5 protein-coding genes and 1 pseudogene are annotated in these 12,668 nt (G+C 69.3%); 3 read left to right on the plus strand and 3 right to left on the minus strand.

From position 1 onward, the window contains the following. The first annotated feature begins 49 nt into the window (after nt 1-49). Together STHE_RS00770 and STHE_RS00775 are read left to right on the plus strand one after the other, a co-directional pair. A complete protein-coding gene (locus STHE_RS00770) occupies nt 50-1,171 on the plus strand; it encodes an aromatic ring-hydroxylating oxygenase subunit alpha (RefSeq protein ID WP_012870644.1) in 1,122 nt (373 codons plus the stop codon). Between the two features lie 219 nt (nt 1,172-1,390). Beyond that, nucleotides 1,391-2,563 carry an NAD(P)/FAD-dependent oxidoreductase gene (locus tag STHE_RS00775; RefSeq protein ID WP_012870645.1) on the plus strand — a complete coding sequence of 391 codons (1,173 nt, stop codon included), beginning with the start codon at nt 1,391-1,393 and terminating at the stop codon, nt 2,561-2,563. A 196-nt stretch (nt 2,564-2,759) separates the two neighbouring features. On the opposite strand, the gene STHE_RS00780 is transcribed toward STHE_RS00775, so the two are convergent. Beyond that, nucleotides 2,760-7,106: a bifunctional RecB family nuclease/DEAD/DEAH box helicase gene (locus STHE_RS00780; RefSeq protein WP_012870646.1), complete on the minus strand. Its 4,347-nt coding sequence runs from the start codon at nt 7,104-7,106 to the stop codon at nt 2,760-2,762. A 289-nt stretch (nt 7,107-7,395) separates the two neighbouring features. On the opposite strand from STHE_RS00780, the pseudogene STHE_RS00785 reads away from it, so the two are divergent. Next, a pseudogene (locus tag STHE_RS00785) lies at nt 7,396-8,316 on the plus strand (transposase). Nucleotides 8,317-8,734: 418 nt separating this feature from the next. Here STHE_RS00785 and STHE_RS00790 read toward each other — a convergent pair. Continuing rightward, on the minus strand, nt 8,735-10,018 hold the full coding sequence (locus STHE_RS00790) for an MFS transporter (RefSeq protein WP_012870648.1): 1,284 nt from the start codon (nt 10,016-10,018) through the stop codon (nt 8,735-8,737). 517 nt (nt 10,019-10,535) lie between these two features. After that, nucleotides 10,536-12,653 (minus strand): S8 family peptidase, encoded by a 2,118-nt coding sequence (locus tag STHE_RS00795; protein ID WP_012870649.1) that lies wholly within the window; start codon nt 12,651-12,653, stop codon nt 10,536-10,538. Between the last annotated feature and the right edge of the window lie 15 nt (nt 12,654-12,668).

Genomic DNA, 12,668 nt, shown 5'->3' on the forward strand with positions numbered 1-12,668 from the left:
TCACCGCGGGACCTGACCGGGGCGGGCCGGCTCGGTAAAGGAGCGGCGGATGGTGACTGACACTTCGACCGCGACGCCCTTCGCGACCACGTTGCCCGGCCGGTACTACCACGATCCCGACATCTACCGCCAGGAGCAGGAGCGCCTCTTCGGCCGCCTGTGGGTCTGCGTTGGGCGCGCCGATGCCATCCCCCAACCGGGCGACTACCTGACGGTCGACCTGGCCGGCGAGAGCGTGCTGGTGGTCCGGGGGCGCGACGGGGTGGTGCGCGCCTTCCTCAACGTCTGCCGCCACCGCGGGGCGCGGCTCTGCACCGAGCCCTGCGGGCATGTCGCCGGCGCCATCCAGTGCCGCTACCACGCCTGGAGCTACGGGCTGGATGGCCGCCTGCTGGGCGCGCCCAACCTGCGCGATGTCGATGCCTTCGACCGGGATGCCCACGGGCTGCTGCCGGTAGCCTGCGATCAGTGGGGTGGGCTGCTTTGGCTGTCCCTGGCGGAGGACCCGCCGCCGCTGGCGGAGCAGCTTGAGCCGGCCATCCTGCGCCGCTTCGGGGAGTTGGACACGGTGGGGCGCTACCGGCTGGCGACGCTGGCGGTGGGCCACTCCATCACCTATGAGCTGGCCTGCAACTGGAAGCTGGTGGTGGAGAACTTCATGGAGTGCTACCACTGCGCGGTGACCCATCCGGAGCTAAGCCGGGCGGTGCCCAGCTTCAAGGCGGGGCTGGCCTACCAGCAGGGAGTGGGGGCGCGCTTTGCTGAGGGGGTAGTGGCCCTGACGCTGAGCGGGCAGACGACCCGTCCACCGCTGCCGGGGCTGGCCGAGCAGGACCTGGGCACCTACTACGGCTTCGTGCTGCTGCCCAATGTGTTCGTCAACCTGACGCCGGACCATGTGGTGGTCCACCGGTTGGAGCCGTTGGGGCCGACGCAGACGCGGGTGGTGTGCGACTGGCTGTTCGACCCGGCGGTGATGGCGGAGCCAGGCTTCGATCCGATGGATGCGGTGGCCTTCTTCGATCTGGTGAACCGCCAGGACTGGGAGATGTGCGAGCTGTGCCAGCAGAACATGGCCTCGCGGGCCTACCGGGCGGGTGGGCTGTACGTGCCGCTGGAGGCGCACATCCGCGCCTTCAACGACTTCGTGCTCGAATGCCTGGAGGGATAGTGTCAAGGTCATGCGTTCGTTGTCCCCCTGAGCGGAGCCGGGTCCGGCGGCTCCGTCCGAGTCGAAGGATCTCGGGGGTGGGGTGGCCACTCCCGCGCGAGATCCGTCACTTCGCTCAGGATGACAAAGCTCGGACGTTGGTAACGGCTCGGCTGAGGATGACAGGTATTGGGTGCCGACGGTGCAGGGTGACATGGTTGGTATGACGGGGAGTGAGTGATGGCAACGACCTACGAGATCGTGATCGTCGGGGGCGGGAATCTCGGTCTGTGGACCGCGTACCACCTGGCAAAGCGCGGCTTCGGCCGGATCGCGGTCTGCGAGCGGTACTGGGCGGGGTTTGGTGCCACCAGCCGGTCGGCCGGGATGATCCGGGCGCAGGGCGGCTCGGAGACGGCGGTGAAGCTCGGCCACTGGTCGCTGGAGTTGTACCAGCGGCTGGGCCAGGAGCTGGGGCTGGGGAGCGGCTTTTTCGAAACCGGCTACTACATCCTGGCCTCGACCGAGGAGGAAGAAAAGGCGTTCCGCGACCTGCTCGAACTGCGGCGCCGCTGTGGGGTTGAGAACGAGTGGGTCGATCCGGACGAGGGCAAGCGCCGCTTCCCGATGGTCGACTGGGACCGCTTCCGCGGTGCGGTCTACACGCCGAATGACGGCTACGTGCACCCACCCATCGTGGCGCGGAACATCACCTACGCGGTGCACCGGGAGGAGGCGATCGACCTGTTCGAAGAATGCACCGTGGAGCAGATCGAGCCGGCCGGGAGCGGCTACCGGGTTCACACGACGCGCGGCGTGCTGGAGACGGGGCGGGTGCTGAATGCCGCCGGGCCGCGCGGCGTGCGTGACCTCGGGGCGATGCTCGACGTGCAGGTGCCCGTCTCGGCGGCGCGCCACCAGATCATCACCTTCGCCGAGGTCGACCAGCAGCCGGCAGGGCGTTTCCCCCTCTCGTTCGCCCTGTCCGAGGGGATCTACGTGCGGCCGGAGGAGCAGGGAGCGCTGCTCGGCATGAGCAACCCGGAGGAGCGGGCCGACCGGAGCGGGCGCTATCAGATCACCTACGACTGGGAGTACCACGAGCGAGCGCGTCCGGTGTGGGAGGCGATCTGGCCGTCGCTGGCCGGGAAACCGATCTCTCGCGCCTGGGCCGCCTCGATCGACTACACGCCGGACCACCTGCCGATCATCGACGAGCCGCGCCAGGGCTTCTTCGTCCTGGCGGCGGGCGGCCACGGGATGATGTGGGGTCCCGCATTGGGCATGGTCATGGCCGAGTTCATCGACGAGGGGACCGCCGCGGGCCTGCCCGACGAGGAGATCCGCCTCGCACGCTTCACAGGCGAGCGCAAGTCCCGCGACACCATTGCCTTGCCGTTCCCCGAGGAGTAGACGGGGCGGACGGCCCCCACCCCCGGTCTCCTCCCCAGGGTTGGGAGGGGGAGATCAGGCGCGTACTGGGTGTTGCGTATTGCGTGTTCCGTGTTCCGTGTCGTGCGATGGCCTCTTCTCTCGCTCCTGAAAGGGCTGACTTGCGCAATACGGAATACGCGATCGCTTCCCCCTCCCCGGCAGTTGAGAGAAGGAGCTAGGGAGCGGGTGCCGTCTTCGCGTTACCCCACACTTCCACCCGGTGCCCGGCGCGCTCGCCGGACCAGAGCTTCACGGTGCAGGTGCGGCGCAGGAGGTGCTTCCAGAGAAGCGCGTTGGCGAAGATCGTCTCGTCGGCGCTGAAGAGGTCGAAGACCGAGCGGGAGGCCACGAGGATGATCTTGCGCTGTGCCCGGCTCAGCGCGACGGTGAGGCGGCGCGGGTCTAGCAGGAACTCTCCAGCGGTCAGGAGGTAGTCGCGGTCGCTCTCGGTGGCGGAGACGACGATGGCCGTCCGCTCCCCGCCCTGGAAGCGCTCCACGGTGTCGATGGCGCTGAGGGCGATCGCGCCGGTGTCGGGGTCGATGCGGCTCAGCGCCGGGAGGGCGTCCTGCAGCGCCGCGCGCTGGGCGCGGTGCGGGACGACGACACCCAGCCCACGCTCCGGGTCCAGGTTGTAGACCGCCGGGTCGGCCAGAGCCTGCAGGATCGGGGTGATGAGTTCCTGCTCGAACGGATTGCGCACCTGGCTGGTGTCCTCGTCGTGGACCACCACGACCATCGGGTGCTCGGGCGACAGGACCGCGGCGACGAACGGGTCCGGGTGCGGGCGCGGCTCCAGCACGTCGCGTTTCTCCGAGAAGTAGGGGATACCGTCCTGCTCGTAGACTTCACGGCGGAGGAACGCGGCCATGTCGGCGTGGAGCCGGAAGCTCTGGCTGAACTTGATCATCGGCGGGTTGAGTTCACGCAGCGCCAGGAAGAGCGACTGATAGGTGCGGAATTCCTGGAAGGTTCGGCGCGGCTCGGTATCCCAGGAGTGGTGCACGATCGGCGGGAGCTGACGGTGGTCGCCGACGACGATGAGCTGGCCGTCCGGCGCGAGCGGTAGCGCGGCCATGGCCGCCTCGGGCAGGCTCATCTGCGAGGCCTCGTCGAGCACCAGGCAGGTGAAGAGGTCGTGGCCGAAGAGGCTCTGGCTGCCCCATCGCTTGCTCACCAAACGGTAGACTGCCCCGGGTGTCGCGGCCGCAACGCACCAGCGCTCACCCGCCAGTCGGTCCCAACTCCCTCTCTCGGCGTCAAGACGGATCGCCCCAGGGACATCTTCACGGAGCCGGATCTGGAAGAGCGGCACCGTCAGCAGGCGCGGGTCGAAGTAGCGCATGAAGAGGTTTCGGTCGCGTCCGGCCAGGAGGTCAAGGCGGCGCTGCGCCGCGGCGATCTGCTGCAGCGCGACCCTGGTCGCCGCGTGGGTCTTGCAGGAAACCAGCACGCGGCAGTCGCGGCCGGCAGCGAGCGCGCCCTGCAGCCGGGCGAGCACGGCAAACCCGGTGGTGTAGCTCTTGCCGGTGCCCGGTGGACCCTGGACCAGCAGCACCGGGTCGGCGCCGTGGTCGCCGATGTAGGCGCGCTTGCTCTCCTCGAAGGGGTGGAGGTGCCCCGCTTCGTGGAAAGCATCAAGCCCGGCCAGGAAGCGGCGCTGGCCCTCGGCCGCGGCCGCCGGCCAGTCCACCGTCACCCCGTCGAGATCCACCAGCCGCTCGTAGAGCGTGTTCGGTTCGCCGCGCGCCAGCCCCTCGGAGACCTTCAGGGCGTAGTACCCGTTCCAGTTGTTCGGGTCGGGGTCGAGCGTATAGACCTCGCCGTCCCGCAGCGGCTCGGGGTAGGAGGGGAAGACGAACCCACGTGACCAGTTACCGCCATAGGCATTGGCGAGCTCCACGTCGATGGATGCCTGCGTAGCCCGGCCTTGGTCGTCGCGCTCGACCGTGATGCGCTGGATCCTGGCCCGCATTCGGTACAGCATCTGCTTCGGCGTCGGCGTGAAGGGCGTCTGCTCATTCTCCGGCAGGCGCGAGTCGACCGTCCAGCGCGGGCAGACGATGACGCTGTCGTCCGGCTTGAGCGTCGAGAGCGCAAGGACCTCATCGAGGTCGCCGTCGACCCCCTCCATTTCGACGCGGAGCCTCACCGGCAGCCGGTCGATCAGCTCCTCCACCTTGCACGCCTCGAGCTGTTCTTTCGTCAGCTTGACCCGCGTGGCGTCCGGATTCTTGCGACGGTACTCCTCCTCGTACTCCTGCCGGAGCTTCAGCCGCCGCTCGATCTCGCGCATCGTGTGGCGGACCTCGGGCGACTGGTCATCGGCGCGGTAGCGCACCAGCAGCGTCTCGCCGGCCAGGACCCGCCGCTCGGGCGGGGCGAGCCGCGCTGCCTTCCAGGAACCGAGCTGGACGTGCCGCTCGATGATGACGAACTCCTCCATCGCCTGGCCCAGCGTGCGGGCTTTCTCCTCGAACGTCGCCAGGTCGGGGAGGTGGAAGCTGGTCTTGGTCGTCTGCTTGTTGCCGGGGAAGTCGGCGGCGATGTGCTCCATCGCCTCCAGGCGCCGGGCCTGGAATCCGAGCAGGAGATCCCGGGTGACGCCGCGGTACGGTGCGTAGTCGTCCCGGCCCTTCTCCGGCGGCTCGGGCAGCTCGCCCCAGGCGGCGTATGCGTATTCCAGCGGGATGTCGCTGCCGAAGCGGGCGCGCCGGAAATACCAGCGCCTTCGCGCCTCGGGGTCGACGTCGTCCCGGTCCAGCTTGCCCCAGAAATCAAACAGCCGGGCGCGGAAGATCTCCCGGTACGGCTCGGGCTTGTTCCAATCGAAATTCAGGTAGGCGGCAACCGCGTGGAGCGACTGGCACACCATCGGGTAGTTCTTCAGCTCGCGGATCTCCTGGTCCAGGAAGGTGACGAGGGGCGAGTCGAAGGCGGCGAGCTGCGTCACGAAGTCGTAGAGCGGGGTCGCCCCGAGGATCGCCTCGAAGTGGCGCGCCAGTCCTTCGAGGAGCAGCCGCTGCTCGTGCCGGTCGTAGAAGATCAGATGGATCGGTGCCTCGCGCCTGCCCGTCTCGTCCGGTGCGGCAAGCGACACGATAGCGCGCACGGTGTCGCGGATCCAGCGGAGGAAAACCGCTTCCTCCTTGGCCGGGCTGTCGGGCGGTCCGTCGCTGAGGTGGACGATGTTCTTCGTCCTAACCGGGACGCCGCCCTCGTGCGCCACGACCCGCGCGCCGAGCAGGTAGATGCGGTCGTGCAGGTAGTCGTGCTGGGCGTCGATGTAGACGCAGACCAGGTTCGGGTTGTGCTGGGCATCGCGGTAGGGCAGCGAGCCGTAGCCCTTGCTCGGGATGGCGGAGGGCGCCGGCATGTGCTCGCCCTTCCAGTGGCGATAGCGGCGCGCTCGGTGGACCAGCTCGTCCAGCCGCGGCCCGACCGGCCAGGTGGTTGCGAGCTGGCGGATCAGATCCTCCTTCCCCGCGCCCGGGACGAGATCGCCGTTGACCCCGTTCGCCGGCTGCTTGAGCAGCGCCAGATCGCGCACGCGGTCGATGCCGGCCCGGCGCAGGGCCGTCTTGTCGAACGGCGTCAGGTGGGGCAGGAGCGACAGGTCGTCCTGCTCCGCACTCCACTTCATGCAGAACTCGTTGTAGAGGCAGCCATCGCAGCGGTAGGTCAAGTGAAACGGGAGCGCCGCGAAGTCGGCTTCGGCGACCCGCCGGGCCAGCGATTCCGGCCCGGTCACCAGGTCATGGACCGCTTCGCGGAAGCTCTCGGGGTCTGGGATGATGTCGAGGAAGGCGTCGTCGATGCCGAAGATGTCCCGCGCCGCCTCGCGCTGGCGGGCACGCTCCTCCGCCTCCTCGGCGCGCATCTCCCGTTCGGTGTGGGGAGAGCCACGGTAGAGGACTGCGAGGTCACAACGCTCGCAGGCGATGCCGGCCTCGGCCAGGATCGCCCCCAGCATCTCGCCATAGCAGGCCACCTGTAACCGGTGCTCCAGCCGCGCGGCGGTGGAACTCTTGATGTCGGCGATCAGTGCGGTGAGGTTGCCGCCGTCGTCACGTGCGAGTCGCAGGATGTCGGCATCGCCGCGCAGGTGCCAGTCACCGATGGTGGCAGCCAGTCGGGGTTGGAACAGCACCACGGCCTCGCCCGGCGGCAGATCACGGATGATGTCGAGCACTGCCGCGTTGTCCGGCGCGCGGTCGCTGGCTCCCTCCGGCGCGGCGAACCGGACCGTGCGGGTCGTCGCCTCGATAGCCGCCTCAACGCGCTGCTCGAACGCGCGGCCGGAGCGGGTGAGCAATGGCGGGAGCGACTGGGGGATAACGTCGTAGTCGCGCATGAATCGGGACCCGACCACGCGCTCGTGCAGCCGGAGCCGCAGGTAGCGCTGGCACTGGTCCAGCCGGATGAACTGCGCCAGGTCGGTTGGCGCGATGAGCCGCCGGCCGTCCGGTCCCGGCGGTGCGGCCGGCGCGGGCGCCGCGGCCGGCCTGTCCTGACTCGCCACAATCCGCGTCCCTTCACCCACCCGACATGATGCCACGAGGACGATGCCTGCGGGGATGTGGGTTACATAATGGTAGCAAAGTGACCGACAGCACCGGTAGGGCCGGGTGTGATGGTGTTGCCCGCCCGTGCTCCGGCGTAGGTGCTGCGAGGGACCGACACGGCAGTATGTGCCCGGGGCTAAAACGCTTGGCGTGAGTTAGTCGGGGGCATGTCGTATCCCTTGACAGCGAAGGTGTCCACCGCCATACCAGCGTGTTCTTCCGTCGCTGCCACGAGCGGAGCTCCCGATGACGGTGGACACCTTCCTGACCCCAGTCCCCGTCCTGGTCGACACCTGCTGCCAGACCGAGCTGGAGCCCGAGACGCGGCCCGGCCCCGCGCCGGCCCTGAGCCGCAGCGAGGTGCTGACCCTGGCCATCTTCGGGCAGTGGATGACGTTCTCCAGTGAGCAGGACTGCTCTCGCTACGCCGAGCGGCACCTGCGCCCCTCCTTCCCGACCCTGCCGCATCGCAGCCAAGACCACCGCCTGCTGCGGCGGCATCAGGCCGCCCTGGCCCAGTTCGCCCTCTACCTGGCAGACCAACTTGGCCGGGGGCCAGTGGCGGTGGATGTGCTCGATGTGGCGCCGGCCCCGGTGCGCAATGCCAAGCGCCGCGGGCGGGGCTGGTTGGCGGGCGAGGCCAATATCGGCTTCAGCTTGCGCCTGGGCTGGTTCGCCGGCTTCCGCGTGCTGACCGCGGTCAGCCTGGAGGGGGCGATCACCGGCTGGGGCGTGGCCCCGGCCAGCACCAACGAGCGCCCCCTGGCCGAGACCCTGATCGCTGCCCGCGCGCACCCCGATCCCCGCCTGCCCAGTGTCGGCAGCCCGGTCGGGATCGAGCTGGCCGACAGTGGCTTTGGCGGTGAGGGCTACGAGGCGCACCTGGCGGCCACCTACGGGGTGACGCTGGTGGCCACTCCGCAGCGAGGCAGTCGGCGGCGCTGGCCCAAGGCGGTCCGCCGCTGGGTGGCCCGCCATCGCCAGATCGTGGAGACGGTCATCGGGCGGCTGCGGCACACCTTCGGCCTCGAGCGGGAGCGGCTGCACACCCTGGCGGGCTTCTAGGCGCGGCTGGCGGCCCGGGTGGCGCTGCACAATCTCTGCTGCTGGCTGAATCGGCAGCGGGGACGGCCGCTGCTGGCGGTGCCGGACCTGCTCGCGTGCTAGGCGCCGCGCCACAACTCACACCAAGCGTTAAAGCCGGCGGGCTGAATAGGGGTAAGCCCACTGAAGGGGCTATGATGCCGACATGCCGGTGTATCCGTTCCGGCATCCTGCCGAGAGCCGTGACCCCAGCCCCTTCAGTGGGCTTCGCCGTGTCAGCCCGGGGATTTCCCCCGGGGCACGAACTGGGCGGCGGGCACCCCATCACCTGGGTGAAAGCACTGCTCCGCCCCAGCCGGCTTTAGCCGGCTTTTCCTTGTGAGCACGGGGGTCACCCCCGGGCCCTGAGCACGGCGCGAAGATGGTCACGGCACTCGCCCCCGGCACGCACCATGGCGAGGGAACCCGTCACACCACCTGTCGCGACAATGGGCATCCGGACCCCGATCTCCCCATGGGAACCGGTGGACCACCTCGCGCGTCAAGCCTCGTCCATCGCGACCTGGGGTTCGTCCGCCAGCATGGGAGGCGTATCGCTGGCGCGCACTGAGGGGAACACGGAGGCCAGTAGCACGAGGGCGACGAGCGCGGAGCCACAGAAGAAAAGCGACTCCCGGACCCCGAACCGCTCACCGGCGACGCCACCGACAGCGTTGGTGATGATCATCGCCGCAAAGATCAGGGTCGAGCGGACGGCGAAGACCCGGCCCAGCAGGCGATCCGGGGTGTGCCGCTGGACCAGCGTGACGCTCGGCACCAGCACCATCATACTCCCCATCCCGCTGATCGCCATGAGCGCGACGGCTAGCCACAGGTGGGACACCATCGCCGTGCCCATCACCCCGAGCCCCATCACCACCAGGCCGACGACGACGGAGAGCCCCGTCCGCACCGACGAGAGGCTGGTCAGCCAGAACCCGGCCAGGATCGAGCCGACGCTGATGCCGGTCCCGAGCATCGAGTACTCCCACTCACCGCCGCCCAGCACCTCCCAGGCGTAGCCGACCAGCAGCGGGAAGGTCGCCCCAAGGGTCAGCGGGCCGAGCAGCATGACCGCCGTGTTGGCCCGCACCAGCGGCTGCCGCCAGGTGAAGGCGACCCCCTCCCGCATGTCGTGCCAGATCGAGCTGGTCACCGCGTCACGCTCCGGCGGCGCCCCGCGGGGGCGGATTGACGCGATGCACAGCGCCGACACGACGAACATCAGCCCATCGAAGATGAAGGCAGCGGCCAGACCTTGCTCCGACCCGAACCAGACACTCGCCGTGCTGACCAGGATGCCGCCCAGCGGATAGCCGAGCACGTCGGCGGTGTTCTCCATGATCCCGTTGAGCGAGTTGGCCGCGTGCAGTTCGTCGGACTTGACGATCGAGGGCAACAGGGCGGTCTTGGCCGGACGGAACACAAGCGCCAGCGTGTTCACCCAGAAGAGAATGAGGTAGACCAGCCAGAGGTGGATGTGCGCCACGACGGGGATCAGCACCACCGCCGGGACCCGCAGCAGGTTGCTGACGATCATCGCCCGGCGCCGGTCCCAGCGGTCGACGAAGCTGCCGGCGGCCAGCCCGAAGAGGAGGTCGGGCAGTGCGGTGGCGACGAAGGCGATTCCGGTCTCGGTAAGGGAACCCGTCAGGCGGTAGACGAGCGCCGCGAGGGCCACGCGGTGCACGCGGTCGCCTAGCGTCGAGAACAGCTCGGCCCCCCAGAGTGCGGCGAAGTCCCGATTACGACGCAGGAGCCCGAAGCTGTGGCCGGCCCGGCCCATGATCCCTCCCTGCGCGGTCTCCCCGCGTGTCGTGGCAACGCTTGGTGAGGAGTATAACCGCCCCTGTGCCGCCGAACAAGCAAGAAGACAACTCGGACCTGACGGAGAGCGTGCATCGAAGGATGCACCGGTCACGCTGCCAATAAGCGGAGAGAGGCTCGTATCGGCCTGGGTGAACCCCGAGACATCCCCAATCGGCAGCCACAAACGCCGATCCCTGCGCAGGGTGCGGGACGCGCGCCACCCTATGTTCCTCCCGAATCGCCGCCACCGTCAGCCGATATGCGCCGTGCGTGCTCCTAATGAACGTTGACGAATTAGCTTGGTCTACCCGCCAGCAACCTGCTCCCCCTCGTGTCATCCCGAGCGCAGCGAAAGATCTCGCGTCAGACCGGCCCCGCACCGGGGAGATCCTTCGCTTCGCTCAGGATGACGGCAACCGGGCATCTGGGCAGCTCCGGTGTAGCACGGTAATTCGTCAAGCTTCATCAAGCTTCATAAGGAGACACCTCGCTTCTCAGCGCAGATAGCCGAGCTTCCGCGCGAGGTCGACGCCGAGGCGGCCGAGCTGGACATCAGCGCCAGATTCGCCCAGTGGGGATATTTCGAAGCGTGCGCGCTCGAAGTACTGCACCAGTCGGCCACCCGCTTCGAACGGCTCGCTGATCGGGAAGCCGAACATGGCGAGCCCGCCGCCGGCCTCCCAGCGCTCCAGGAACGGCCCGCTCAGAGTGTGCTCTGTCTCAGGGAAGTAGCGCCGCGTGTCGGACGCAGCCTCGGCCGGGGCGGTCGGGAATGCCTGCGGCGCGACCTCCACGCCGACCCGGCCCAGCGACACCTCGAAGGGCGTCCCGGCAAGCTCGGGATGGTATTCAAACCGCGCCCGCTCGAAGTACTGCACCGTGTGCACGACCCCGGTCACCGGGTCGCGCTCGGCGAACTCCTCGGAGATCGGGAACCCGAAGGCGGCCAACCCGCCGCGCTCCTCCCAGTAGCGCTTGAAGCCATACGCCAGCGAGTGGCCCGTCTCCGGGAAGTTGACCCGATCCGGCTGGGGATCGAAAGCGGGGATGGGAACGAAGGCCGGGTGGATCGGCTCCAGGGTAAGGATGTAGGTCGCGCTGACCCGCGTCCCGAACTCACCGGCGGCCGTGACCGTCCAGGGGCCCTCCGGCAACCGGTGGCGAGGTCCAAGATCGACCGTGAGGACGCCGCCCGCATCGGCGGCGAGGTCGCGCCAGACCCGGCGCGGCCCGTCCTGAGGGGTGAGCCAGACCGTGGCCGGCTCGCCCGGCGCGAAGCCATCAGCGGTGAAGCGCAGCCGCGGCCCGTCCGTGTCATCCACGACCGAAACCTGGCCCTGCGCCGCGTACGCGGTTGACATCGCCATCCGGACCGCCAGCCCTACATCCAGCCGACCGTAGCCGCTGAACGCGTCGATGCCGTCCGGGCCGGTTGCCTGCGCCGACTCCAGGAGGATCTGGCGCACAGCGGCTGGGGAGAGGTCGGGACGCACGGCCAGCAGCAGCGCGGCCGCGCCGGAGACGAAGGGCGCCGACGCCGACGTGCCCCCAGCCGTCAGGTAGCCATTGCCACCCTCAGGGCTCCACCAGGTGCTGGTCACGTCGACGCCCGGTGCAACAAGGTCGACGAACGCACCGTAGGCGGAGAAGGACGCGACCTGGTCCTCCGGTGTGCTGGCGCCCACCGCGAGCACCGTCGGCACCGCCGCCGGGTAGTTCCAGCGGCCATTCGGCTCGTTGCCGACCGAGGCCACGACGACGACCCCGCGCTCCTCCGCGTAGCGCAGCGCGTCGAAGAGCGCGCGGGAGTCCATGATGCCGTTGGCGCTGATATTGATGACCTGCGCTCCGTGATCGACGGCGTAGACGATGCCGGCGACGAAGTTCGCAGTGGAACCGACCGCGTCGCGGTTGAGGATCTTGACCGGCAAGATCTGGGCACCGGGCGCTACGCCCGGCGCACCGCCGCCCGCTCGTCCGGCGATGATCCCGGCCACGAAGGTGCCGTGCCCGGCGTCGTCACGCGCGTCGGCGTTCCCATCGACGAAGTTCCAGCCTGGGAGGACGCGGCCGGCGAGATCGGGATGATCGGGGCTGACCCCGGTGTCGAGGACGGCCACGATGACCGGCGCACCGTCGGTTACCCGCCACGCGTCGGGAGCGCCGACGCGCCACAGACCCCAGTCACCCGGGGTGTCCCCATTCTCAAGGAGCGCGGCCGGTGACAGCGGGGCAGCAATCGGACGGTCCGGCTCGGCGTAGCGCACGCCCGGTGCGGTGGCGAGCTGGGCCGCCGCCGCGTCCGGGTCGATCCCTAGAGGCAAGTCAACCCGGTACAGTCCCGCCGGACCGAGCGGGACCACCGCTGCGGGCGCCCCGAGCAGCTCAGTGATACCCTCCGGGACCGCACCGAACTCCGGCGTGAGGGAGACCAGGACCGCGCCGGGAGACGCCTCGTCCGCGGCGGCTGGCAACGGCGCCAGCCCGGGGAGCGCGCCCAGGGCCAGCCAGAGCACCAGCGCGAGGACGAGCGCGCGTGCGCTGCGCGGCTGTTGTGCCCGCCGGCCGCGTTCCGCGGCCGAGCCGAGCGCCGTGCGATGTCCCCCAGCCAATCCGGTTCCCCCCTC

The organism is Sphaerobacter thermophilus DSM 20745 (assembly GCF_000024985.1).
GTDB lineage: Bacteria > Chloroflexota > Chloroflexia > Thermomicrobiales > Thermomicrobiaceae > Sphaerobacter > Sphaerobacter thermophilus.

What these genes read in the sequence shown, in the direction of transcription:
- STHE_RS00790 (WP_012870648.1), bottom strand. Translation starts at nt 10,018, where the DNA reads ATGGGCCGGGCCGGCCACAGCTTCGGGCTCCTGCGTCGTAATCGGGAC.
- STHE_RS00770 (WP_012870644.1), top strand. Translation starts at nt 50, where the DNA reads ATGGTGACTGACACTTCGACCGCGACGCCCTTCGCGACCACGTTGCCC.
- STHE_RS00775 (WP_012870645.1), top strand. Translation starts at nt 1,391, where the DNA reads ATGGCAACGACCTACGAGATCGTGATCGTCGGGGGCGGGAATCTCGGT.